The organism is Pseudomonas sp. FSO-7, assembly GCF_059579345.1.
Map to the genome: position 1 here is coordinate 1,599,081 of NZ_CM184193.1, position 24,593 is coordinate 1,623,673.

General features: G+C 59.3%; 22 protein-coding genes, 1 tRNA gene, 1 pseudogene and 1 riboswitch. Of the genes and pseudogenes, 8 read left to right on the forward strand and 16 right to left on the reverse strand.

Annotated features, from left to right (window positions below; genetic code table 11):
* Positions 1-2: 2 nt before the first annotated feature.
* Complete coding sequence (locus tag AC515T_RS07030; protein WP_496531931.1) at positions 3-596, reverse strand: hypothetical protein; 594 nt, start codon at positions 594-596, stop codon at positions 3-5.
* 206 nt (positions 597-802) lie between these two features.
* Here AC515T_RS07030 and AC515T_RS07035 point away from each other — a divergent pair, with 206 nt between their 5' ends.
* Complete coding sequence (locus AC515T_RS07035) at positions 803-1,597, forward strand: DNA adenine methylase (RefSeq protein ID WP_496531932.1); 795 nt, start codon at positions 803-805, stop codon at positions 1,595-1,597.
* Positions 1,598-1,680: 83 nt separating this feature from the next.
* On the forward strand, positions 1,681-1,872 hold the full coding sequence (locus tag AC515T_RS07040; protein ID WP_411386991.1) for a hypothetical protein: 192 nt from the start codon (positions 1,681-1,683) through the stop codon (positions 1,870-1,872).
* Here the strand turns inward: AC515T_RS07040 and AC515T_RS07045 are convergent.
* Positions 1,869-2,570, reverse strand: a complete 702-nt coding sequence (locus AC515T_RS07045; protein WP_496531933.1) for an SOS response-associated peptidase family protein — start codon at positions 2,568-2,570, stop codon at positions 1,869-1,871. The two genes, AC515T_RS07040 and AC515T_RS07045, sit on opposite strands and share 4 nt — an antisense overlap.
* A 96-nt stretch (positions 2,571-2,666) precedes the next feature.
* Between AC515T_RS07045 and AC515T_RS07050 the strand changes: the two genes are divergently transcribed.
* Together AC515T_RS07050 and umuC are read left to right on the forward strand one after the other, a co-directional pair.
* A complete protein-coding gene (locus AC515T_RS07050; protein ID WP_496531934.1) occupies positions 2,667-3,092 on the forward strand; it encodes a LexA family protein in 426 nt (141 codons plus the stop codon).
* Positions 3,085-4,356, forward strand: a complete 1,272-nt coding sequence (umuC, locus tag AC515T_RS07055) for a translesion error-prone DNA polymerase V subunit UmuC (RefSeq protein WP_496531935.1) — start codon at positions 3,085-3,087, stop codon at positions 4,354-4,356. Before AC515T_RS07050 ends, umuC begins: the two co-directional genes overlap by 8 nt.
* Positions 4,357-4,373: 17 nt before the next feature.
* Here the strand turns inward: umuC and AC515T_RS07060 are convergent, their stop codons facing one another.
* Positions 4,374-5,630: a hypothetical protein gene (locus AC515T_RS07060; RefSeq protein ID WP_496531936.1), complete on the reverse strand. Its 1,257-nt coding sequence runs from the start codon at positions 5,628-5,630 to the stop codon at positions 4,374-4,376.
* 148 nt (positions 5,631-5,778) lie between these two features.
* On the opposite strand from AC515T_RS07060, the gene AC515T_RS07065 reads away from it, so the two are divergent.
* Positions 5,779-6,570 (forward strand): DUF2971 domain-containing protein, encoded by a 792-nt coding sequence (locus AC515T_RS07065; RefSeq protein ID WP_496531937.1) that lies wholly within the window; start codon positions 5,779-5,781, stop codon positions 6,568-6,570.
* 95 nt (positions 6,571-6,665) lie between these two features.
* Here the strand turns inward: AC515T_RS07065 and AC515T_RS07070 are convergent.
* The 12 genes and pseudogenes from AC515T_RS07070 to AC515T_RS07125 form a co-directional block, all read right to left on the reverse strand.
* Positions 6,666-6,739: transfer RNA gene (locus AC515T_RS07070), tRNA-Gly, on the reverse strand.
* 162 nt (positions 6,740-6,901) lie between these two features.
* On the reverse strand, positions 6,902-7,786 hold the full coding sequence (locus tag AC515T_RS07075; protein ID WP_496531938.1) for an alpha/beta fold hydrolase: 885 nt from the start codon (positions 7,784-7,786) through the stop codon (positions 6,902-6,904).
* Positions 7,787-8,096: 310 nt separating this feature from the next.
* Entirely contained in the window at positions 8,097-8,789 is a 693-nt protein-coding gene (locus AC515T_RS07080; RefSeq protein WP_496531939.1) for a pseudouridine synthase, read from the reverse strand.
* 35 nt (positions 8,790-8,824) lie between these two features.
* A complete protein-coding gene (locus AC515T_RS07085) occupies positions 8,825-9,043 on the reverse strand; it encodes a cysteine-rich CWC family protein (protein ID WP_496531940.1) in 219 nt (72 codons plus the stop codon).
* A pseudogene (locus AC515T_RS07090) lies at positions 9,036-9,653 on the reverse strand (GGDEF domain-containing protein); the annotation flags it as partial. The pseudogene AC515T_RS07090 and the gene AC515T_RS07085, both read right to left, overlap by 8 nt.
* Positions 9,654-9,904: 251 nt before the next feature.
* Complete coding sequence (gene atzF, locus AC515T_RS07095) at positions 9,905-11,683, reverse strand: allophanate hydrolase (RefSeq protein WP_496531941.1); 1,779 nt, start codon at positions 11,681-11,683, stop codon at positions 9,905-9,907.
* A gap of 22 nt (positions 11,684-11,705) precedes the next feature.
* Positions 11,706-15,347: an urea carboxylase gene (uca, locus tag AC515T_RS07100; protein ID WP_496531942.1), complete on the reverse strand. Its 3,642-nt coding sequence runs from the start codon at positions 15,345-15,347 to the stop codon at positions 11,706-11,708.
* Between the two features lie 303 nt (positions 15,348-15,650).
* A complete protein-coding gene (locus tag AC515T_RS07105; RefSeq protein ID WP_496531943.1) occupies positions 15,651-16,292 on the reverse strand; it encodes an urea amidolyase associated protein UAAP2 in 642 nt (213 codons plus the stop codon).
* A gap of 11 nt (positions 16,293-16,303) precedes the next feature.
* On the reverse strand, positions 16,304-17,029 hold the full coding sequence (locus AC515T_RS07110; protein WP_496531944.1) for an urea amidolyase associated protein UAAP1: 726 nt from the start codon (positions 17,027-17,029) through the stop codon (positions 16,304-16,306).
* A 13-nt stretch (positions 17,030-17,042) separates the two neighbouring features.
* Positions 17,043-17,831, reverse strand: coding sequence for an ABC transporter ATP-binding protein (locus AC515T_RS07115; RefSeq protein ID WP_496531945.1), 789 nt, complete (start codon positions 17,829-17,831; stop codon positions 17,043-17,045).
* On the reverse strand, positions 17,828-18,643 hold the full coding sequence (locus AC515T_RS07120; protein ID WP_496531946.1) for an ABC transporter permease: 816 nt from the start codon (positions 18,641-18,643) through the stop codon (positions 17,828-17,830). Before AC515T_RS07120 ends, AC515T_RS07115 begins: the two co-directional genes overlap by 4 nt.
* Before the next feature lie 15 nt (positions 18,644-18,658).
* On the reverse strand, positions 18,659-19,726 hold the full coding sequence (locus AC515T_RS07125) for a putative urea ABC transporter substrate-binding protein (protein WP_496531947.1): 1,068 nt from the start codon (positions 19,724-19,726) through the stop codon (positions 18,659-18,661).
* Between the two features lie 60 nt (positions 19,727-19,786).
* Positions 19,787-19,888, reverse strand: a riboswitch (guanidine-I (ykkC/yxkD leader).
* Positions 19,889-20,191: 303 nt separating this feature from the next.
* On the opposite strand from AC515T_RS07125, the gene AC515T_RS07130 reads away from it, so the two are divergent.
* Both AC515T_RS07130 and ltrA read left to right on the forward strand, forming a co-directional pair.
* On the forward strand, positions 20,192-20,602 hold the full coding sequence (locus AC515T_RS07130) for a hypothetical protein (protein WP_496531948.1): 411 nt from the start codon (positions 20,192-20,194) through the stop codon (positions 20,600-20,602).
* Between the two features lie 427 nt (positions 20,603-21,029).
* Positions 21,030-22,397: a group II intron reverse transcriptase/maturase gene (gene ltrA / locus AC515T_RS07135; RefSeq protein WP_496529475.1), complete on the forward strand. Its 1,368-nt coding sequence runs from the start codon at positions 21,030-21,032 to the stop codon at positions 22,395-22,397.
* 214 nt (positions 22,398-22,611) lie between these two features.
* Here the strand turns inward: ltrA and dspII are convergent, their stop codons facing one another.
* The gene (dspII, locus tag AC515T_RS07140) at positions 22,612-23,724 is read right to left on the reverse strand and encodes an enoyl-CoA hydratase/isomerase DspII (protein ID WP_496531949.1); all 1,113 of its coding nucleotides are present in this window, start codon (positions 23,722-23,724) and stop codon (positions 22,612-22,614) included.
* Between the two features lie 131 nt (positions 23,725-23,855).
* Between dspII and ung the strand changes: the two genes are divergently transcribed.
* Positions 23,856-24,548: a uracil-DNA glycosylase gene (ung, locus tag AC515T_RS07145; protein WP_109755900.1), complete on the forward strand. Its 693-nt coding sequence runs from the start codon at positions 23,856-23,858 to the stop codon at positions 24,546-24,548.
* Positions 24,549-24,593: the final 45 nt, after the last annotated feature.

Below are 24,593 nucleotides of genomic sequence, written 5' to 3' on the forward strand. Positions count from 1 at the left end.
ATTCATTCGGCCGTAGGATCATCAGCCTTCAGCTTGTCCAAGAACAATAGCTCATCCTCTAATTTCATATAACTGAAGTCTTTGAGTAGGTGTGTAGCATTTTTGCGAACCGTCAATTCGAAGGCTTCATCTATTTCTACTCTTCTCCAGAAATCATTGAAACATCGGATGGCAATGTACTTTATGTCTTTGATATCCATTAGGTGAAATTTTTGATAGCCGCGTTCGATTATTGCTTCTCGTACAGTCTCTTTTTTTTCTGGATAGGAGTAATAGAAAATCGGTTGGGGAGGGTTTGGTTTGTTTGCACGGTCTCCTAGCGGTGAATAAGCATGGAGTAAAGAGCAGCGGGCGGACCACAAGTCATCTGGTGAGTAATTTTCCCATTTGAGATGTGAGTATTGGGTAAGGTATTTTTTAAATCTCTCACCGTTGCCTATTTTTGCTCCGCTTTCATTTGTTAGTGTTGCGCAAATGTCGATGAAGGAATAATACAGCAATAGAGCAGGGATTTTATGTCGTTTAAGTAGAGTGTCTTCTGCTGCGCTTTTCAAATCGTTGAGTGTTGAAAGTGCCAGTAAAGTTTGTGGGTTCATTCTTTCACCTATTGTTAAAGGGCACTCGTTATAAAATGATGAAATAGATATTCAGATAAAAGGAGCAGCTGATTCAAGTGCGTCAACACTTGCGTCAGCTGCCGTTCCCGCAGATTACCCCTGCAAGTCCAGCCAAGGCTCCTACCTCGTGCACGAAGCGCGGCGAGCCTAGCACCTGTTCATCCATACAGTAAAGGTCTTGCTCTATGTCTTCACCCATCATCCCTTGGATGGGCGGCAAACGTCGCCTAGCCGACCGCCTAATTCCGCTTTTTCCGCCTCACGAATGCTACGTCGAAGTCTTTGCTGGCGGTGCCGCGCTTTACTTCATGCGACCCCAGGCCGCCCCTGTTGAAGTCCTGAACGATATCAACGGCGACCTGGTGACGCTCTATCGCGTCGTGCAGAACCACCTGGAAGAGTTCGTGCGCCAATTCAAATGGGCGCTCAGCTCCCGCCAGGTATTCGAGTGGCAGAAAATGACCCGTCCCGAAACCCTCACCGACATCCAGCGCGCCGCCCGGTTCTTCTACCTGCAGCACCATGCCTTCGCCGGCAAGGTCACCGGGCAGACGTTTGGCACCGCGACCACTGGCCCGGCCATCAACCTGCTTCGGATCGAGGAGAACCTCTCGGCCGCGTGGCAGCGACTGTCCGGCACCTACGTCGAAAACCTCCCCTGGCTTGATTGTGCTGAGCGCTACGACCGCGCTCATACGTTCCACTACATGGACCCGCCGTACTGGCAGACCGCTGGATATGGCGTGGATTTCCCGTTCGAGAATTACGAGCGGATGGCTGATTTCATGCGCCGCTGCAAGGGCAAGGTCATGGTCAGCATCAACGATCACCCGGACATCCGTCGTGTGTTTGAAGGCCTTCACTTCGAGACGTTGGACATTCGCTACAGCAACACGAACCAGCGTCAGGGCAAGGCCGAGGTCAGCGGTGAATTGGTAATCATGAACTGGGAGCCGGCAGCGTTGGGAGGGCTGTTCTAATGGTTGTCGCGCTCGATCTGATCCGCTTGCTATGTGATTACGCTGGAGCGTTACTGTGGTCACGCAAACGAAGGACCAAGACCATGGAAACCGAAACCGCTGACAAGTACTTGAACATCTTCCCCTCCGAGCTGCTGGCGGCGGTGGCACGCGGGGAGGTGGATCTGAATCACTGGGCCGGCGTGGTGCTGGCTGGGCGAGGGTTGGACCAGAACGCACGCTGGGTGGGATTCCCAGAGGCGGCCCGACTTCTGGATCAACGTAGTCAGGCTTAGTTTTCTTCCGGACTCCAGGGGAGCAACAACTGTGCTCCCTGGTTTTTGACGTTTCCCACCTCTTTGCTCACGGCATACCATTCGAAATCGGCCTCAGGCCGGGAACGGTCTCTTGCAATTTCCTCTGCTTGCCCTGGGCTGAGGTTCGGGTCCAGCCATTCCCGTGCTTGTTCAGGTGATAACACTAACGGCCTGCGATCATGGATATCTACCATGCCCTGGTCGCATGACGCGGTAATGATTACGAAACCGTCACCGTCTTGCTCGTCTAGACCTGGACGGGCCTGTGCGAGCGCCCCGAAGAACATCGGCTTCTGATCCTTCAGCCGGATGAAATAGGGTTGTTTTTTCTTTGGATCATTTGGGTCTTTGACCCACTCATACCAGCCCTCGCTGGGCACCAATGCGCGCCCGGCCGGCCAAAGCTGTTTGAAAAACTTCCCTGTCGTAACGGTCTCGATCCTTGCATTGATCGGGTCCGGACGTTTCCCCTTCGCCCAAAAGGGCGCCCATCCCCACCGCACTGGCGTGATGTGGATACCTGCCTCTGTGCTGTGCAGGATTTGTACGCGGGTCGTTGGAGCCACGTTGTACCGGCTGATCGGCTCCGCGTCGTACCCGCCGAACAATGGCAGTTGAGGACCTAGCTCCTCCATAAACACTGCCATCCCCTCGTACTGCACGAATCTCCCGCACATGAGCTGCCCCGCCTGTCAGGTTTTTCCTATACAAATTGACCGCGAACCTTGTACAAAGTTAACTGTATGTTCGTACAGTATTTTGGATCGTGCGTCATGAGCTTTTCAATTCTAGGCCCTATTGCCGAGGGTGGCTTGAAGCTGCCCTTGTGTTCGTTTCGAGTGCCCGCGGGCTTTCCGTCTCCGGCGGCGGACCACATCGAAGCGCACATCTCATTGGATGAGGTTCTGAACATTCGCGCCCCGCATGTCTACCTGGTATCCATCGCGGGGGAGAGCATGCAAGGCGCTGGGATCTTTGAAGGGGACCTAGCCATTGTGGATCGTGCGATGGAACCTGCGCATGGCCACATCGTCGTGGCCTTGCTGAACAACGAACCCGTGTGCAAGCGCCTCTGCATCCGTGGGAAGGAGGTAATTCTCCTGTCGGAGAACCCAAAGTACCCACCGAGGTACGTGCTCGAGGGCGACGAGCTGATCATTTGGGGCGTCATCACCTGCAGCGTGCGCAGTCATGTCTAAAGCCCAGCCCGTTTTTGCCTTGATCGATTGCAACAGCTTCTACGCCAGTTGCGAAAGAGTGTTCCGCCCGGACTTGGCCCGCGTGCCCATTGTGGTGCTGAGCAACAACGACGGGTGCGTGATCGCCCGCAGCTACGACGCCAAGCCCTACGTGAAAATGGGCGAGCCGTATTTCCAGATCAAGCACAAGCTGCAGAAACACGGCATCGTCCCGTTCTCGTCGAATTACGCACTCTATGGAGACATGAGCGAGCGGGTGATGACCCTCATTGAATCGATGGTGCCGGCCGTCGAGGTCTACAGCATCGACGAAGCATTCGCGGATCTCACCGGTATCGACGGCCGGGATGCCCTCGGCCGCAAGATCCGCAGCCATGTGCTGCGCTGCACCGGCATCCCGGTCGGGGTAGGGATCGCTCACACCAAAACCCTGGCGAAGCTGGCGAATCACACCGCCAAGCGGCTCCAGGTGCAAACGGGCGGGGTGGTCGATATCTGCGACCCGTTCAAGCGCGACTGGGTGCTGCGCAATACCGACGTCTCCGAAGTCTGGGGAGTCGGTCGCAAGATGAAACTTCACTTGGACACTATGGGTATCAAGACCGCGATGGACCTGGCAAAGGCCGACCCGTGGACGCTACGCAAGAAGTTCAGCGTGGTGATCGAGAAGACCGCCCGGGAGCTGGCCGGCACGCCGTGTCTGGAGCTGGACGAGCCGGACCCGCCGAAGCAGGAGATCTGCTGTAGCCGGATGTTTGGCAAGCGGCTTACGGAGCTGGCCTCGATCAAGGAAGCGGTGGCTACCTACATGATGCGTGCTTCGGAAAAACTCAGGGCGCAGAAGTCGCTGTGCAAGAAGATCCGCGTGAGCATCCGCACAGGTATGTTCAACCCGGAAGAGGCGAAGTACGCCAACGGCGTGCTGATTGACCTACCGTACCCCACTGATGATGTGCGGCTGCTGACCAAATCAGCGGTGGAAGCGCTCGACCGGGTTTTTCGGCCAGGGTTCAAGTACAGCAAGGCCGAGGTGCTGTTGATGAATATCTGCCAGCCTGGGGAATACACGGAGGATCTCTTTGCTATCTCTCAACCAAGTGACGCTACGAGCTTGATGGCGGTACTCGACCAAATCAACGGACGCTGGGGTAGGGGGACACTCCGGCCTGCGAGCGTGCCAGTCAATCCAGATTGGGGAATGCGGCGGGAGATGATGAGTCGGAGCTATACCACCAAACTGGATCAGTTGTGGGTAGTTAATTGATGCGTCTGGAGGTGGAACTAAGAGCTGGACCTAAATCGAATAGCTTTTTTTAATAAAAATACTTTTCTCTCTAAGTCTCCAGTAGCTAGAGGGGAGTCCAAAAACGAGTTGGCCTCCGGGACGCTTGCTAAATATCTACTTCCAACGTAAAAAAATATAAGATGGCGGAAAATGCTGTGAAGTTGATAGCCGATTTGGTCGGCAATGCTAGAGCTGAAATTGCCATGTACGCTTCTGTTTCTATAAACTTTCGCAACCTCAAGTATTTGTCTTACTAATTCTTGATCTTTGTATAAGTAAGTGCAGCGTCTGATGATGATGTCGCTATTGTCATTCTGTCCCACGGTTGCTTCGAGTGCGCCCCAAAGCTTTATGATTAAGTAGTCCTTATTTGATTCGTCGAGGGCTCTGACATATCTGATGATTCCATCCTTTATCTTTTCTCCTCCATCAAGTTCTTCAATCCGGCTAATGATTTTTCTGATGTTGGATGCGATAGATTTCAAATTGTTTTGGTCGAACGTAAAAGGTGTGCGGGACTCATAGTCAGGCTCATACCAATAATTCTCGCTAGCAAGCTCGCCTTGAGCCGTATGAACGCTGTGCAAGCCACCAAGGCGGATTCGATTGATGCCCCTATTCGCGTTTCCTGATAGGGAAAGTGTCATTCTAGGATTTGCGAAAAAGGAGAGAATGCCACGTATAAAATCTATTTCTTCGATTGAGGCATGTATAGCATCATCGGCGCTGTGGGCCAGAGTCTGGGCGACTACTCCGGAGTAGTCGTCGGGGGTGTGGGGTGTGGTTGATTTCCACTTTTCATCGTACTGTTGTCGGCTCTTAAATTTTCTTGGAAGACCGTCTGGGTAAAAAGTAGTCTGTATGTTGTTGGTTGTGAATTGTTTGATCGGTAAAGAGCCGGTTGTCGAGATAGATGTGGCTACAAGGAAGGCAGTTTTGGGGGTGCTGAGATAAGTGTGGAGTCTGTTGTTTATAGCGGCTAGTAGTGATTCCTTTAAGTTTGTATGGTTTGAATGGTGAATTTTGGCGAAATCATTAAGGCCGGAATCAAATATATCCTCTTCCGTCTTGGGGGAGATAACCTCGTTTCCAGTGAAAAGTATCATGCTTCTAAGCATTCCTTTGTTTTCGAAATATCTAAAGCCCTCATATTGTAGTGCTCCCTCTGAGTTTAGGGATGTGCACTCAAGAATTAATTTTATGAACATTGTTGGGTTGAAATTTTTACTTTTGTTGCTCCACTCAGCTTTCATTTTTAACCTCCATTTTGTACATCGGCTGCGGTTAGCATGTCTCATAGTAGCTAATCGGCATCATTGGCGCTAATCTCATTGACGCAGTGGGTCCTAGAGAGACATTGGTGGTCGGTGTTGCGAGGCCTAGCAATAGAAGGGGAAGGAAATGATTCTTTACAAATACTACAGTGCGGAAAATGGCTTGAAAGCTATCCAGAGTCGACGTTTAGGATTCAGAACTCCTAAGCATTTCAATGACCCGTTCGAACTCACAGCCCTGTCAAACGGTGATGGTCCTGGTGCGAAGCTCGACACACTCAGAAGCTTGGTAGAGAGGCTGAAGGAGCAGGTGGTGATTCTAAGTCTCACGCGCAGCCCACTGAATCCTCTAATGTGGGCTCACTACGGACGGGAGCATTCGGGAATTGTTGTGGGCTACGACATTGAAGGGCGATTTTTAAATACGCAGGAATACAGTTTGATTCCTGCTGACACTGGGGATGTCATTTACACGCATACAAAATCCCCATTTAAGATGACACCAGAAACAATGGGGGCTCTTCAAAGGGTCTATCAATGGGGGTTTGGTTCCGATGGGCTATCAGTGTACGAACAGCAAGCTATTGCGCGACGGCTCTTTTTAACCAAGCACGCCAGTTGGGTATATGAAGAGGAGGTTAGGATCGTGAAAATCGCGGACAGTTTTTTTGAAGAAACTTGCGATTTTCAAGCGGATCCGCTGCGGGCGCTAGAACAGAATGACAATCTACCGAAAGGACTGCACCTGTACAGCCATCAGGTTTCAATACACGAGATATATCTTGGGGTTAAGAACACAAGCCTAGACGACCCACTGGGAAAAATAGCTTTGGAACGGGCAGGCTGCCCAATCTATAAGCTGCATGTGGACGATGCTTCGTGGCAGCTTGGAGCTGAGCTTGCACAGGCTAAAGGTTAGCCATGCAGAGGTGCCAGTTGAGTGTTGAGAGCCGCTAACAGACACCTTAACAGACACCTAGGTGAAGCGGGGCAGGCTGGAAGCCTTGAAAATAGTGGAGCGGGTGAAGGGAATCGAACCCTCGTTATCAGCTTGGGAAGCTGGAGTAATGCCATTATACGACACCCGCTCAGAGCGGCTGACTTTGTACCAGATGTGGGCACGGATTTGAAGTTTTTCTTCACATGGCGTGCGGTCAGTCGTCTACGCGAGCCTCAAACCAGAGCGGTCGTTGGCGGGCAAACCCCATTGCTGAAGGCGCAGGAAGGGGCTTGCTCGCCAAGACTCGGTTTCAGATAGCCAGTGCATGGTAGCCCTGCACGTAGCTATAGCGCGGTCGGCTTTCGTGGTGTTCCGGTGTGAGGAAACCCAGCAAGGCGTTGCGACTGTCGCGGCAAGCGGCTTTGTGTTCCATGTCCAGAAAGTGCCCGGTGGCTTGCAGCGTGCTGAAGCTGCTGTGCTGCACATGATCGGCAAAAAGCTTGGCGTCGTCGGCCGCGGTGTATTCATCCCATTCGCCGTTCAGGAACAACACCGGTACGTTGATTTTTTTCGCTGCGTTGACGTAGCACAAACGGTCGCTGTGGAGCACATCGCTGATGTGGAAGTGCATCTGCCCGTACTCATGCTCGGCCAGGCTGCTGACGTGGCGATAGTTGAAACGCTTGAACAGCGGCGGCAGATGCTTGCCGATGGTGCTGTTGACCAGGTGCCCGACCCGGTCGCCGTCCAGGCTGCTCAGGTAATCGACACCGCGTTCCAGGTAGTCGCGCATCGGCGCATTGAGCACCGGCGAGAACGAGCTGATCACCGCTTTTTCGATGCGTCTTGGCCGCTGGGCCAAGGCGGTCAGCGTGGCGGCGCCGCCCCAGGAAAACGACAGCACGTGCTCGGCGGCGAAGTGGTCGATCAGTTCCAGGAGAATCTGGCCCTCGATCTCTTTCGTCAGCATTTGCTCATGTCGGTTGTGAGCTTTTGACTTGCCCGCGTAGGGTTGGTCGTAAAGCACGACATTGAATTGCGGGTAGAGGTTTTTGGCGGTCTGTGCGAACGACGCGGTGGTGGCCATTGAGCCGTTGACCAAAATGATGGTCTTTTGTGCGGCGTCTGCGCGATAGAACTCCGTGTAAACCCGATACTGACCCTGTATATCCAGCACAGCGATTTCTGGCCTCATGTCATAAGACTCCTGGCAAGCGGGTATGCGCGCAATGAGATTGCACGGGCAATGTGACAGGTAGGCATACGCCTGGAAGATAAGGCCCATGTCGATCCGAAACAGCGGTCGACGGGTGTTGTTATAGGCGGGCAGTTTGCCGGGCGGACAAGACGGAACCTGAGGGTTCCCGCCGACAAAAAGTTTCTTGGAAGTATGTGGTGACTCATCGGTCACATTTCGGCCGACGGTTTGATTCAAGCAGGGGGGCGACCGTTGCGCAAGTACCTGTCGGAAAATTGTTCGACACTTCTGCCCAGCGGTAGCGGGATCAGATGAGCTGGATTTCTTCAGGGCTCAAGGCGCGGTAGTGGCCCGGCTCGAGATGGTCGTCCAACGTCAGTGGACCCATGCGCTCGCGGTGCAGGCGCAGCACCTTGTTGTTGAAGTGGCCGAACATGCGTTTGACCTGGTGGTAGCGTCCTTCAACGATGCTCAAGCGCGCTGATTTTGGCCCCAGCAGCGTCAGCTCTGCCGGTTGGGTGGTGAGGTCTTCGAAGGCGAAATACAGGCCTTGGGCGAAGGTGTCGGCGTATTCGGCCGTGATGGTTTGCTCGGTTTCGACGTAGTAGACCTTGGGTAGCTTGGTCTGCGGTTGGGTCAGGCGCCGCGACCAGCTGCCGTCATTGGTGATCAGCATCAGCCCGGTGGTGTTGAAATCCAGGCGCCCGGCGATGTGCAGGTCGTCCTTGTCCGGTTCGTCCAGCCAGTCGAGGACGGTGGGGTGTTGCGGATCGCGAGTGGCACTGACGCAGCCGGGCGGCTTGTGCAGCATGAAGTAGCGCGCCGGCCGACCGGCTTGCAGCACTTGGTCGTCGACTTCGACGCGACTGAATTCACGTACCGGTGCATGGGGATCGCTGACGGTCTGGCCGTCGATTCGCACCCGGCGCTCCACCAGCAACAGGCGCACTTGTTGGCGATTGAATCGCGGCAGATTGCTAAGGAAACGGTCGACGCGCATGGGCAGTTCAGGCAGGGCAGCGGAGGGTGGGCATCTTACGCGATCGGCTGGGACTTGGCGCGCAATTGGGCTTCGACCTGGGCGCAGCGTGGGCACAGGCAGGACTGATCACGCAGTTCGACCGGCAACGCTTCAAGCACGGCCGGGTCGATGCTCACGCCGTAACACCAGCAAGCGCGGTCGGCGGTTCGTGGGTCGGCCAGGGTGCAGTCGTTGGTGCTGCCGCAGGCCGGGCAAAGATCGGGTTTATTCATAACTGGAGTGAGGCATGTCCACGCAGGTTCGGTTGCACCCGGTCTGCCGGGCGCGTTGCAGCGCATGATCGGTCCGCGACAGCAGGCTGTGCAAGGTGTCTTCGTCCTGCAAGGTGGTAAGGCCGAGGCTGACGGTGACCAACAATTGTTTACCACTGCAGAAATAGCGCTGCTTTTCGATGTGCTGGCGAATTTTCTCAGCGATTTTCAGACCGGTCTGTCCGTCGGTGTCCTTGAGCAGGACGACAAAGGCGTCGGCACTCCAACGACACACAATGTCCGAATGCCGCAGGCTCTCCGTCAAGTCGCGGGCGAACCCGGTCAGCAATTGATCGGTGGCGATATGACCGTGGGTGGTGTCCAGCCGCTTGAAATCGTCCAGTTCCACCAGCAACGCCGTCAGGGGTTTGGGCTCGCGCTGGGCTTCGTGCAGGGCTTGCACGGCCAGCAGGTCGAAGCCACGGCGGTTTGGCAATTCGGTCAGGCTGTCGAGGGTGGCCTGGGCGTCGATGCGCTGTTGATAGGTGTTGATCAGCCGATAGAGGATAGCCAGCACGGCCAGCGTCACGAGCACGCCGATCAGCAGGTTCACGTACAGCGTCTTGAGAATGTGATCGCGTATCGAGGCATGGGCTGCGTAATAGCCCAGCAACGTAATGATCAGGAAACCTGTACCGAGCAGCGCCACCACCGCCAGGAGCGGCTTGCGCTGGGAATACAACGGTGAACGGAGCGACATGGCGATTCCCTTGGCGCAGACCCAGTGAAATCAGTTTAGTGGCCCTGTGGGAAAAGGTGCTCGGATTTGCAGGTTTGTAGGACGGTGGTGAGGGAGCCAGCGCCCTCACCACCGGTTCAGCCTTATTCCAGGCTACGCAGATACGCGCGCCATCCTCCCAGGTGACTGATGTCCTGTGCGCCTTCCAGGCCATACGATTCACAGATGAAACCGCTTTCCCAGCGGCCATCGGCCAGTTGCACCTTGCCCAGCCCCAACGGTGCGGGAATGCCGGTCAGGAACGAGCCCAGTTCGCTGCTCGGCAGCTCCCAGACCTCGACCTCGATCGCCACGCCGCCTTCACGAACCCGAACCATGCCGGGGCGCAAGGGTGGACCACCGGCCAAGGCATGAAGTCGGTAATCCGCTGAGCTTTGGGTGGCCTCGACCAGCCGGGCACCGCGTTGCTTGAGCTGCCCGTTCAGCGCCAACCCGTCCAGGTGTGCGCCGCACACGACCAACCGCGCCCGGTCGTGGCGAGCCGGGTGGGCGGGAATGGGCAAGGCCTTGTCCTGTTGACGCTGCAAGGCATCGGCCACGCTCAAGAGGTATTGATCGGTGAAGGCTCGACCGAACAGCGTCACGCCCCAGGGCAAGCCGTTGGCCATGAACGCACTGGGAACGGCGACGGCGGCGTAGTCCAGCAGGTTCATGAAATTGGTGTAGTAACCCAGCTCCGAGTTGCTCAGCACGGGTTCGGCGGTCAGTTCGGCAAGGGTCACCGGGCGGCCGATGGTCGGAGTGAGTACACAATCAAGTGTGTCCATGGCTCGGTCGCATTGGGCTTTGAGCGCTTGCAAACGGTACCGGGCGCGGAAGGTTTGCACGCCATCTACCGTAGGCGCTTTCGCCAGGACGGCGCGGATGACGGGCAGTACGGCCTCCGGCTCGCGTTCCATCAAGGGGCCGGCAACGCTGTAGCGTTCGGCCACCCACGGACCTTCATAAAGCAGCCGTGCGGCTTCCAAAAACGGCGACAAGTCCAGTTCCACGGCTTCGCCGCCCAGGCGTTCGAGCCGTTCGACGGCGTCCTGAAACAGTTGCGGACCTTCCTGGCAGCCGAAAAATTCCAAGTCCTGCTGGCGCGGCACGCCGAAACGAAAGCGCCGGGGCGCGCCGAACGCGGCGCCGTCGTTCCACTGCGGGTTGTAGCGGCTGTAATCGTCACGAGGGTCTGGACGGGCCGTCAGCGCCAAGAGCTGGCTGGCTTCCTTGGCCGTCGCCGTGAAGGTCGTGACGCAGTCCAGCGTGCGACAGGCCGGGACCACGCCTGCCGTGGAGATCAGCCCCAGGGTGGCCTTCAATCCCACCAGGTTGTTCAGCGCCGCGGGCACCCGACCGGAGCCGGCGGTATCGGTGCCCAAGGCAAAACTCGCCACGCCCAGGGCCACGGCCAGCGACGAGCCGGCGCTCGAACCGCCTGCCGGGTAGTCGGGCAACACGCTGTTGCGGCAGGCGCCGTAGGGTGAGCGGGTGCCATTGAGCCCGGTGGCGAATTGGTCGAGGTTGGTCTTGCCTAGAGGGATCGCGCCCAGTGCCAGCAACTGCTCGACCACGGTGGCCGAACGGTCCGGCACGTAGGCAAACGCCGGGCAGGCGGCCGTGGTCGGAATGCCAGCCAGGTCGATGTTGTCCTTGATGGCAAAAGGCACGCCGTACAGGGGCAGGCCCTCCAGGTCGCGGCCTTCCAACGCGGCCAGGTAGGGCTCCAGTTCCTCGGCTGTCAACAGGTGGATGAACAGGTGATAGTCCGGGTTCAGCGCCGCGGCCTTTTCCCGCAGGCCCAACAGTAATTGGCGTGGCGTCAGTTCGCCGCTGCGGTAGGTATTGCGCAGGTCGTCCAAGCGAAGAGAGAGGTTCATGGTGTTAATCCTTTGATTGAGTTCAGTCACGGTCCAGCACCACGACGCGTTGTCCGGCACGCACCGCCGAACCGGGCTGGACGCGGACCTCGCGCACCACGCCGGCCGAGGGCGCAAGCAGCGGGATTTCCATTTTCATCGATTCCAGGATGACCAGCACATCACCGGCGGCGACCCGCGCGCCAATGTCTACCTGCACCTGCCAGAGGTTGCCCGCGATGTGGCTGTCGACACTCAGTTGACCGTCAGTCAGCCGCGATTCTTCGCTTGGCGCGAGGGCCGGTTCTTCACTGTCGAAGTGTGCCTGACCACTGGCGATCCAACGCTCGCGCTCGGCGTCGAAGGCGCTTTGTTGCTGTCGTCGGAACGCGGCGATGCTGTCGGCTTCCTGCGCCAGGAAACGCTGATAGTCGGTGAGGTTGAGCTGGCTGTGCTCGATCTTCAAGTCGAAGCGGCCCAGCGGGAACTCCCGGCGGATGCGCAGCAGCTCCTCGGCACTGACTGGGTAGAAGCGGATCTGGTCGAAAAACCGCAGCAACCAGGGCTTGCCGTCGAAGGCGGCGACCTCCCGATAACGATTCCACATCTGCAACGTGCGCCCGACGAACTGATAGCCGCCAGGCCCTTCCATGCCGTACACGCACATGTAGGCGCCGCCGATACCCACCGAGTTTTCCGCGGTCCAGGTCCGGGCCGGGTTGTATTTGGTGGTCACCAGTCGATGGCGTGGGTCGAGCGGTGTGGCGACCGGCGCGCCGAGGTAGACGTCCCCCAGGCCCATCACCAGGTAGCTGGCGTCGAACACCGTGCGTTGCACCTCGTCGAGGTTGGGCAGGTCGTTGATGCGCCGGATGAACTCCAGGTTGCTGGGGCACCAGGGCGCGTCCTTGCGCACGGTGGTCATGTATTTTTCGATGGCCAGTTGGCAGGCCGGATCGTCCCAGGACAGCGGCAGGTGGACGATGCGCGACGGCACTTGCAGATCCTGCGCGGCGCACACCGCGTCCCATTCACCGACGACGATGCTCAGGAGATCGGCCAGGGGCATTTGCTCGGGTTGGTAGTGCACTTGCAATGAGCGAATGCCCGGCGTGAGGTCAATCACGCCGGGCAGTTGTTTGTGTTCCAAAGCCTGCATCAAGGCGTGGGCGCGAAAGCGCAGCACCAGGTCCAATTCGGCGGCACCGATTTCCAGCAGCAGGTGGGTGTCGCCGGCTAATCTCGCCACCAGGCGGGTATCGTCCTGGCCGATATCCAACACCACAGGCGACGCAATCCCTTGTGCGAGCGAGCTTGCTCGCGATAGCGGCGAGACATCCAAAGCCGACGTATCTGACAGACCGCCATCGCGAGCAAGCTCGCTCCCACATTGATCCCATTCCAAGGCCAGTAAGCGGGCGGTCTTCAGGTCCACTGGCACGAATCGCACTTTGTCCCCGGCCTTGAGCTGTCCCAACTGCCAGAGGTCCGCCTCGATCACCGTCACCGGGCAGACGAAACCGCCCAGGCTCGGGCCGTCGGGGCCGAGGATGACGGGCATGTCGCCGGTGAAGTCCACGGCGCCGATGGCGTAGGGGTTGTCATGGATGTTGGAGGGGTGCAGCCCAGCCTCGCCACCGTCGGCGCGAACCCATTCAGGTTTCGGCCCGATCAGGCGCACGCCCGTGCGGCTGGAGTTGAAATGCACTTCCCATGCAGTGTCGAAGAAGGTCTGGATGTAGCGCTCGGTGAAATATTCGGGCGCGCCGTGGGGGCCGTAGATCACGCGAATCTGCCGCACGCTCGGCAGTTCCAGGACCGGTGCGCTCGTTGGCGGCAACGTCGAGTGCTTGTCCAGCGCCGCCAGGTGCAGCACGTCACCGGTGCACAGCGCGCGTCCGCCATGGCCGCCGAACTGACCGAGGGTAAAGGTGCTTTTACTGCCCAGGTAATCCGGTACTTGTACGCCACCCTGCAGGCACAGGTAGCTGCGTGCCCCGGCACCGGAGATGTTGCCGATGGCGAGGGTAGAACCGGCAGCAATCGACAACGGGGTGTTCATCGGTACGGCTTCACCGTCGAGCGTGAGGGCAATCACCGCACCGGTCACCGCCACCCGGGCATCGCAGTTGAAACGCAGCAGCGGCCCGTTCATGGTGATTTCCAATGCCGCCGCACCGTCTTCGTTGCCCAGCAGACGATTACCCAGGCGCAGCGAACGCCTGTCCATCGGTCCCGACGGCGGCACCCCCACGGCCCAATAACCGAGGCGGCCGGGATAGTCCTGGACACTGGTCTGGGTGCCGGGGCTGAGCACTTCCACGGTATTGGCGCGATAGACCAACGCTTCCAGGCAGCGGGTCCAGGGTTGGCCGTTGGCAAACGGCGCGTCGAGAAGAATCTGTTGCAGGTAGTGGCGGTTGGTTTCGACGCCGTACAGCAGGCTTTCGTCCAGCGCTTGATGCAAGCCCAGCCGCGCTTGCTCGCGGGTCGGCGCCCAGCGAATGACCTTGGCGATCATCGGGTCGAAGTAGGGCGGGATCTGGCAACCGGCATCGACCCAGGTGTCGATGCGCAGTGCTTTGCCGTCGGCCTGCGGAAATTTCACCGCGGTCAACAGCCCCGGGCTTGGCTGGAAATCCCGGCCCGGATCCTCGGCATACAGACGTGCCTGGATCGCGTGGCCCTCGGCCTTCAAGCCCTGGCCCAGCTCGCTCAGTGGCGGCAGATCACCGGCCGCCAGTTGCACCATCCAACGCACCAGGTCCACGCCCCACACCTGCTCGGTGACGCCGTGCTCCACTTGCAGGCGGGTGTTCACTTCCAGGAAGTAGAAGCGCCCCGCGTCGCTGTCGAACACGAACTCCACGGTGCCGGCGCTGCGGTAGTTCACGGCCTGGGCCAGTTGGATCGCCGCCGCGCAGAGTTCGTCGGCCATGCCTTCGGGCAAGTTCGGTGCCGGGGTTTCCTCGAGGACTTTCTGGTTGCGCCGTTGCACCGAGCAGTCGCGTACGCCCAGGGCGATCACCTGGCCCAGGCCGTCGCCGAATACTTGCACTTCCAGATGCCGCGCGCGTTCGATGTACTTCTCGATGAACACCCCGGCATCGCTGAAGTTGTTCTGGCCCAGGCGCTTGACCGCTTCGAAGGATTCGCTCAGGTCGGCGGCGCTGCGACACACGCGCATGCCGATGCCGCCGCCGCCAGCGGTGCTTTTGAGCATCACCGGATAGCCGACCTGTGTGCCGGCCAAGAGCGCGGCATCGAGGCTGTCGAGCAGTTCGGTGCCTTCGAGCAGCGGTACGCCGTGTCGACGGGCCAGGTCTCGGGCGGTGTGCTTGAGGCCGAACACGCGCAGTTGCTCTGGCGTCGGACCGATGAAGGCGATGCCGGCGGCTTCGCAGGCTTCGGCGAAAGCGGCGTTTTCCGAGAGGAAACCGTAGCCGGGATGGATCGCCGTCGCGCCGCTGCTTTTGGCGATCGCCAGGAGCTTGTTCACCGCCAGGTAAGTACCGGCCGCCGCACCATCGCCCAGGCAGTGAGCTTCATCGGCCTGCTGGATATGCAAGCTGGCGGCGTCAGCCTGGGAGTACACCGCGACGCCTTTGACCTCCAGCTCGCGCAAAGTCCGCAGGATGCGGCAAGCGATGGCACCACGGTTGGCGATCAGGATTTTTTCGAACATGGCATTGCCCCCTCAGGCATGCGTGCTGCCTGAACTGGGATGCGGGCCGTCCCGCAGTTTTCGATGGCCGACGGGGTCGTCCCCGACAGCAAACTTCCAAACAGCACTGCACCCCTTGTGGGAGCGAGCCTGCTCGCGATAGCGGTGATTCATCCAACATCAATGTGACTGACAGATCGCTATCGCGAGCAGGCTCGCTCCCACAGGGGATTGGTGGTGTTCATAAAATCTGTATTTATTTGATGCACTGCCCCGACCGGCTCTGGCACAACACAAACAGCCAGCGCCGCAGGCGGCTGAGTTTCAGTTCCATATCAAAAGCTCCGCTGGCGTGGGGTTGTAGGCGTTGCACGGGTTGTTCAGTTGCGGGCAGTTGGAGATCAGGACGATCACGTCCATCTCGGCCCGCAGGTCGACGTATTTGCCGGGCGCCGAAATCCCGTCCTCGAACGTCAGGCCGCCGTCGGCGGTGACCGGCACGTTCATGAAGAAGTTGATGTTCGGTCCGATGTCGCCCTTGCCCAGCCGACCGTCGTGGGCGCAGGCCCGCAGGTAGTTGTCGCGGCAACTGTGCATGTAGCGTTTTTCCAGGGCGTAGCGCACGGTGTTGCTTTCCTGGGCGCAGGCGCCACCGAGGGTGTCGTGGCGCCCGCAGGTGTCTTCAACGATGGTCAGCATGGGTTGGCCGAGGTTGGAATACAGCACGCTGCCGGTGCTCAGGTAAACGCTGTTCTGCCGGCGCAGGGTGCGCTGCACGTCATAGCGTTCCCTGGGGTTGGCCAGGCTGTAGAACAGCGTATCGACCGCCTGGTTGCCTTCCAGGTCGAGGATGCGCAGGGTCTGGCCGGCCTTGACCTCTGTCAGCCAAGGTTCTCCGGCGGGAATCGTGGCACGGTAGACGGCGGTATCGGGTTGCTTGTGTGCGGTGGCGATGGCGAGTGACATGGCAGCGATCCTCAGGCGAACAGGCGGTCGGTATTGATGAAGCCGCGCTGGTTTTCCGGGCGCGAATGGCGACAGTGCTCGGCGACGCTGGCGTCGGCATTCATCCAGCTGAGCTTGAGCGGTTGCGGGGCGTAGTGCGGATTCGGGTCCATCGGATGTTGTAGCGCGGTCAGCACCACCAGGGTGTCCATCGGTGCATAGAGCTCGATGTAGTCGCCGGCCTGGGAGTTGCCTTCAACGAAGTGAAAGCCTCCGGCCTCATCGACATCGACCCGACTGAACAGGTTGAGGGTCATCAGCAGGTCGGACAGGCCCAGCCCCCATTTACCCAGCTCCACCAGCAGGTTGTCGGTGCCGTTGCGAAAGAAGCCGTTGCGCAGTTCCTGATAGCGGCCTTGGCCGTATTTTTCAGCGACCTCTTCGGCGCAGAGCACGCCGCCAAGGCTGTCGCTCCAGCCGCAGGTGTCGGCGGTGATGGCCGCCAGTACCCGGCCCATGTCCGAGTACAGGCAATGGCCGGCGGTGAGTTTGGCGGTGTGTTGGCATTTGAGGCTGTCGGGCAGGTTCAGGCGTTCGGTTTTCTCGTTGGCATTGAGCAGCGTCAGGCTCACGTTGGCCCCGCCGCGCAGGTCGGTCAGGCGCAGCAGTTGGCCGCGCTTGAGCACGAACGAACGGTGGCCGCCACCGGGCAGCAGTTCTTCGGCGAAGGGGGGGAACAGAGAGATCGAATCGGTCATGGCAAAACTCCTTTCAAGCGATACGCAACGTGCCGGCCAGTGCGGCGGGCAGGGCGTCGACGGCGGCACGAGGGGTGCGGCGGTCGCTGTTCAATGGAATGTCGTAGGTAATGCGTGCGCCATAGGCGCTGGGGGCGTGCGGGTCGACACGAACTTTGTCGAACACCAGCAGGCGCGTGCCGAGGCTGAAACCTTCGGACAAGTCATGGGTGACCATGAACACCGTCAGCCGGGTTTCGCGCCACAGTTCCAGCAACAGGGCGTGCATGTCTTTGCGAATGCCCGGGTCGAGGGCGCCGAAGGGTTCGTCCAGCAGCAGGACGCGGGGCTTCATGATCAGCGCCTGGGCGATGGCCAGCCGCTGTTGCATGCCCCCGGACAGTTGCGCCGGGTACTTGTCCAGCGCATGGCCCAGGCCGACCTTGTCCAGCAGTTGTGCGGCATCTTCGCGGGCCTGGCGTTTGGCGCTACCGAACAGACGCCCCAGCAGCGGCGAGCGCGGCAACTCCAGGCCCAGGGCGACGTTGTCCAGAACCGTCAGGTGCGGGAACACCGAGTAGCGCTGGAACACTACGCCCCGGCTGGCATCCGGTTCACCGGCCAAGGGTTCGCCATCCAGGAGAATCTGTCCGCGACTGGCGCGCTCCTGGCCCAACAGCAAGCGCAGGAAGGTCGACTTGCCGCAGCCCGACGCCCCCACCAGTGTGCAGAACTCACCCTCGGCGACCCTCAGGTTCAAACGCTCCAGTACCACCTGATCGGCGTATTGTTGCCAGACGTTGTTCACCGTAATGAAGCTCATGCCTTCGCCCCCTCGTACCAGGGGAACGCTCGCCGGGTCAGGCGCTTGAGGCCCCAGTCCATCAGCCAGGCGAGCAGGGTGATCCACACCACGTAGGGCAAGATCACGTCCATCGCCAGGTAACGTCGCACCAGGAAAATCCGATAGCCCAGCCCATCGGTGGAGGCGATGGCTTCGGCGGCGATCAGAAACAGCCAGGCCGAACCCAGCATCAGCCGCAGGGAAATCAACAGGCGTGGCAGCAATTGCGGCAGCACCACCCGCAGTATCAGCGTCCAGGTCGAAGCGCCGAGGGTCTGGGCCTTGATCAGCAGTTCGGACGGAATTTCCCGGGCGCGCTGTTCCAAGTCGCGAGCCAGGCACGGGGTGATGCCAATCACGATCAGCATCACTTTTGACAGTTCCCCCAGGCCGAAGACGATGAACAGGATCGGCAGGATGGCCAGCGGCGGCACCATCGACACCACGGTGAGCAGCGGCGATAACGGCGCGCCCAACAGCGGCAGCGTACCGGCGGCGATACCCAGACACAGTCCGGCCAGGGCGCTGATACCCAAACCGATGGCCAACCGGCGCAGGCTCGACGCGGTGTCTTGCCAGAGCAGGTATTCGCCACTGCGGGCATCGGCGGTGAAGGCCAGGCGTTTCACCGCATCGGCCATTTGTACGGCGCTGGGCAGCAATTTGTCGTTGGGGTTGTCCGTCAACCGTTCGGCCGAGCCCATGAAGTAGGCGAACAACACCAGCGCGAAGGGCAGGATCACCAGCAACAAGCGGCTGGGACGATCCGGGTAGCGGTTGATCAGGCGCATGCCAGGTCCTCCGGTTTACAGCTTGGCGTCGGCGGCCAGCTGTACGTAGGTCGGGTCAAAGCGCAGCTTGAGGTTGGCCTTGTCGCCGCGGGTCACGCCATTGGCGAACGTCATGCCGACCGCGTCGGTGCTCTTGGCGCCTTCGCCCAACAAGCCGTGCTGGAACGAGAACGCGGCCACTTTGCCCATGGTGGCGGGCAGTTGTTCGCTGGTGGCGAAGGTGAGCGCTTCCTTGGGCGTGGCGAACAATTTGGTGGTGTCCAGTTGCGCCTGGAAACCTTTGAGGTCGGTGCCCGAGGCTTTGGCCATGTGTTCCAACGCGGCCTGGCTGGCGGCGTTTTTTGCGTTCATCAGCGCCACCACTTCAAACCAGGCACCGGTCAACGCTTTGCCCAGGGCCGGGTTGTCCTGCAGGGTCTGGGTGTTGACCACCATCATGTCCATGATCTCGCCGGGAACCTGGCTGGAATTGAACACTTCGCTCACCCCTGGCTGGGCCTTGATGTCCGAGAGCATCGGGTTCCAGGTGGTGACGGCCTTGACCTGGTCGGTGTTGAAGGCGGCGGAGATATCGGCGTCGGAGGTGTTGACGACTTTCAGGTCTTTTTCGGCGAGGCCCACGGAGTCCAGGGCGCGGGCCAGCAGGTAATGGGACACCGACAATTCCACCAGATTGACGTCCATGCCCTTGAGGTCAGCGACTTTCTTGCCCTCACCCTTGAGGACGATGCCGTCGTTGCCGTTGGAGAAATCGCTGACGATCAGTGCGGTGCTGTCCACGCCACCGGCGGCGGGAATGGTCAGGGCGTCCATGTTGGTCATGGTGCAGCCGTCGAACTGACCGGCGGTGTACTGGTTGATGGATTCGACGTAGTCGTTGAGCTGCACGACATCGATCTTGATGCCGTATTTTTTCGCCCACTTGTCGACGATGCCTTGGCTGCCAGCGTATTCCCAGGGCATCCAGCCGGCGTAAATGGTCCAGCAGACGCTGAAGTGATCTTTTTGTGCGGCGACGGACGAGAAGCTCAGGAGGGCCGAGAGTACGGCGAGGAGCAGGGCGGACAGACGAAGCTTGAACATGGTGGTTCTCCAGTTGATCAAGGGCGGACAGGAGCAACGCGGCACCGCGAACGGTGGCTTGTCTCCCGGGCTTTTGTCCCGCCGTGTAACCTCAACTGGAGGTCGCCAACTCTCGGACCAGCCACTCGCCAGAAGCGAGCCGGAACCCTAGTCAGCCATTGCAAATTGTGGTGCCGCGAACCTGTGATGACTCCTGCACGGAGTTTGTTAAAGCGAGAGCCGTGCCAATTCCGGCAAAGGCCCGGGCCAGAGAGGGCAAGTGTCGGGAACGGATGATTGAGGGCGGATTTGTGCTTGTTTGTGGTGCCTTGCGCACCGGAAGAGGGCGACGAAGGACATGTTTCTAGTTGTTGCCAGGTCGCACCAGATTCCGATTTGGCTGTCTGAGTATGTGTCAGTCACACCACGTTGACTGCCGCCCATCAGCGTCGCTGATGTGGCCCATCCGCGGTCCAGGAGGCCGCCATGTATCGACGACTGCTGCTCATTGCGTTTCTCGGTTTGACTCTTTCGGCCTGCGTGCCTTTTTACGACGGAGACTCGAGCTACTACCGTTCCGAGGTCTACACCTCACCGGCGCCAGTCTATTATGGTGGCGCGAGTTATTATTCGGCCCCGCGTGGTTATTACGCCCCGCGGTACTACCAACCGGCGCCGCGCTACTACTCGGCTCCGCGCTACTACCAACAAGGCCCACGCTACTACTCGCCACCGCGAGCGGCGTACCGGTCTTATCCGCACCGGGGCGGCTGGGACGGCCGTGACCGGGGCGGTTGGAATGACGACCGACGTGGTCGGGGCGGGCGTGATCATTGGGGACGCGGCGATCATGACCGTGGACGCGGCAATCACGATGGACGGGGCAACCACCGCTGATCTCTGGGCAACAAGAAGCGGCGCATTGAGCGCCGCTTTTTTTGGTGCGCCCAGCATGGGCGCAATCTTGTGGGTGAAAGTCCCGCCGTAAGCTGACCACAGCGAATGAAGTGAAGCGCAACTGCATGAGGGCGACCGAGTGTGGGGAGGAAGCGTGGAGCGAAGCCGTGAGCCGATGAACAAGAACCGGATATAAGGCGAAGCCGACCAGGGTGAGCGGGCCAAAAACCGCGAAACTCTTGTGGTCAAAGGGCGGCTGCGTAGATCCGGCGGCTGTGCGGTGAAGGATTGCGTTCTTACCTGGGGAGATCTCGCCTTATGCCTGAAAGGGCGACGGTGCAAACCGGAGCGAGAAGTCAGCAGAGGCCGTAGTAGTCTTTTTTTCTTTTTTTGACGAAGGGCCGAACGAGAGAAAGCGTCATAGGCCATGTTGATGCGAAAGACCGGAAGTCAGATGCCTGCCAAACGCGGGGCGGATGGGAGGGACGCGAGCGGTGAAGCCGTGAGTGCCTCCATCAGCGACGAGGTCAATTGCCCGCAAGATGAATCCTACAACGCAGGGCAAGGGCTGCTGGAACGGGCCTTTGCGAGAGCGAACCTGAAACGGGCTTGGAGACGAGTCAGGGCCAACAAAGGAGCTGCTGGAGTCGACGGTTTGGACATTGAACAGACCGCCAAACTTTTGCAGTCCCGATGGCCTGTGATCTGCGAACAGCTTCTTTCAGGCGTCTACCGGCCCAGTCCGGTACGGCGCGTGGTCATTCCCAAGCCTGACGGCGGTGAACGCGAGTTAGGCATTCCAACGGTCACCGACCGGTTGATTCAACAAGCGCTGCTGCAAGTCCTGCAACCACTGCTCGATCCAACCTTCAGTGAACACAGCTACGGCTTTCGTCCGGGGCGCAGTGCGCAGGACGCCATCCTGGCGGCTCAGCGCCATGTGTCTGCGGGGCTCAAGGTGGTAGTGGATGTTGATCTGGAGAAGTTCTTCGACCGGGTCGACCACGACATCTTGATGGATCGCTTACGCAAACGGATAGCAGATCAGGCGGTCATTCGCCTGATCCGTGCGTATCTGGATGCGGGAACGCTGATCAATGGCGTGGTCGAGAAAAGCCGCCTGGGGACGCCGCAAGGCGGCCCGCTGTCGCCGTTGCTGGCGAACGTGCTGCTGGACGAAGTGGATCGAGAGCTTGAACGCCGAGGTCATAGTTTTGTGCGCTATGCCGATGATGCGAATGTGTACGTTCGCAGTCAGAAGGCCGGGCAGCGAGTGATGTCCTTGCTCAAGTGTCTGTATGAAAAGCTGCACTTGAGCGTCAACGAGAGCAAGAGTGCGGTGACGAGTGCGTTTGGTCGCAAGTTTCTGGGATACGCCTTCTGGGCCTCTCAGGGCGAAGCCAAGCGAGCCGTCTCATTTAAAGCGCAAAAGCAGTTCAAGCAGCGAATACGCTGGCACACCCGACGCTCATGTGGCCGTAGTTTGCAGCAGATCGTCGATGATCTGCGCCCTTACATTCTGGGTTGGAAAGCTTATTTCGGACTGTCGCAAACCCCAGCCGTCTGGCGCGAGCTGGACGAATGGATACGGCACCGATTACGAGCAATCCAGCTCAAGCAATGGAAGCGCGGAACGACGACCTACCGGGCGTTGCGGGCACTGGGGGCGAGTGTGGAAGTCGCGAGGAAGATCGCGGGGAATGCTCGCCGTTGGTGGAGCAACAGCCGGTATGAGCTGAACCGTGTGCTGAGTATCGCCTGGTTCGACAGCTTGGGTTTACCGCGTCTCTCCTGACCTCAATCTCTCGAACCGCCCGGTGCGGACCCGCATGCCGGGTGGTGTGGCAGGGGAACGGCCTATGAAGGCCGTCCCCTATGCCGATTGTCTGCAATAAACCCGATGGGATAACGCTTGTGGGAGCGAGCTTGCTCGCGATTACGGTGTGTCAGGCACCCTTGATATTGCTGACCCGACGCCATCGCGAGCAAGCTCGCTCCTACAGAGGGCTTTATTCGTTGGACAAATCCGCCAATGGATGCCGACCTTCCCACGCCTTGTGAAAGTGCGCCTCCACTGCGGCTTCGGGCACATGGTTGATGTCCGGCCAGTGCCAGCGGGGTTTGTGGTCCTTGTCGATCAGGCGCGCCCGCACGCCTTCGCTGAATTCCGGATGACGGCAGCAGTTGAGGCTCAAGGTGTATTCCATCCGGAACACACCGGCCAAGGACAAATGCCGGGCCCGGGCGATCTGCTCCCAGACCAGGTGAGCGGTCAACGGCGAGCCTTCGGTCATGGTCTTGGTGGCTCGGGCGATCAGTGGATCAGGATGATCCACCAACAGGCTGAGGGCTTTCCAGGCGCAACGCACGTCGCTGACATCCAGCCACTCATCGATTTTCGGCCGCCGCGGCAGCCATTGGGCTTCGGGCAGTTGGGTGATGGCTTCCTGCTGCAAGGCCTTGAGCAAGCTGTTGAGCTGCATCTCGGTCTGCTCCTGCCAATTGAGTTGCAGCAGGCCTTCGATCAGGTCGTCCTGTTGTTCATCCAGCAAAAAACGGTCGGCCAGGCCCAGGTCGATGGCGTCCCGAGCATTCATGTGGGCGCCGGTCAGGCCAAGAAACAGCCCGAGCTTGCCGGGTAGGCGCGACAAGAACCAACTGGCGCCGACATCCGGGTACAGGCCGATGCTGATCTCCGGCATGGCCAGGCGGCTGCTTGGCGTGACGATGCGGGTACTGGCGCCTTGCAGCAGCCCCATGCCGCCGCCCAGAACATAGCCGTGGCCCCAGCACAGCAAGGGTTTGGGGTAGGTGTGCAGGTTGAAGTCCAAGCGGTATTCCGCCGCGAAGAATTGTGCCGCCAGCGGTGGTACTTCGCCGGGATGAGCGCGGCAGGCTTCCACCAGGCTGCGCACTTCACCGCCGGCGCAGAAGGCCTTGGCACCATTGCCGCGCAACAGCACGCAAACGACCTGCGGCTCCCTGGCCCAGGCATCGAGGCGATCACGCAGGGCGTTGATCATGGGCAGGGATAGCGCGTTCAGGGATTTTTCGGCATCCAGGGTGGCGATGCCGATACGGGCACCGTCGATGCCGGTAAGCTCTTCGAAGTGCAGATTCATCGTGACCTCGATCAGAAATTTGAATGTTCAGTATGACCGCTACGTAGGAAAGTGCCGGTTCTGCGTCAGATCAATTGACAAGCCCTGTAGGCTTTCCTAGGGTGCGCCCATTGTTTTTACCGGATGCAACCATGACTGCTGACGACCGTATCAAACTCGAACCGAGCTGGAAGCAGGCACTGCGTGCCGAGTTCGACCAGCCCTACATGGCAGAGTTGCGCGAATTCCTGCGTCGGGAATACGCCGCCGGCAAGGAGATTTACCCACCGGCATCGTTGATTTTCAATGCCCTCAATTCCACGCCGCTGGACAAGGTCAAGGTGGTGATTCTCGGCCAGGATCCGTACCACGGCCCGGGCCAGGCCCATGGCTTGTGTTTCTCGGTGCAGCCGGGCGTGCCGACTCCGCCGTCGCTGGTGAACATCTATAAGGAATTGAAGCGCGATCTGAACATCGACATCCCGAATCACGGCTACCTGCAAAGCTGGGCCGACCAGGGCGTGTTGCTGCTCAACACGACCCTGACCGTGGAGCGCGCCAATGCCAACGCCCACGCCAAAAAAGGTTGGCAGCACTTTACCGACAGGATCATTGAAGTCGTCAGCGAACACCAGCCGCACTTGGTGTTCCTGCTGTGGGGCGCCCATGCCCAGAGCAAGCAGAAGCTGATCGATGCGACCAAGCATTTGGTGTTGACCTCGGTCCATCCGTCACCGCTGTCGGCCCACCGAGGTTTCATCGGTTGCGGGCATTTCAGCCGGACCAACAAGTTTCTCCAGCAGCAGGGCGAGAAGCCGATCGATTGGCGGTTGCCGCCGGTTTGAATGGTTGGCTGTGAGGGCCCCATCGCGAGCTTGCTCGCGATGAAG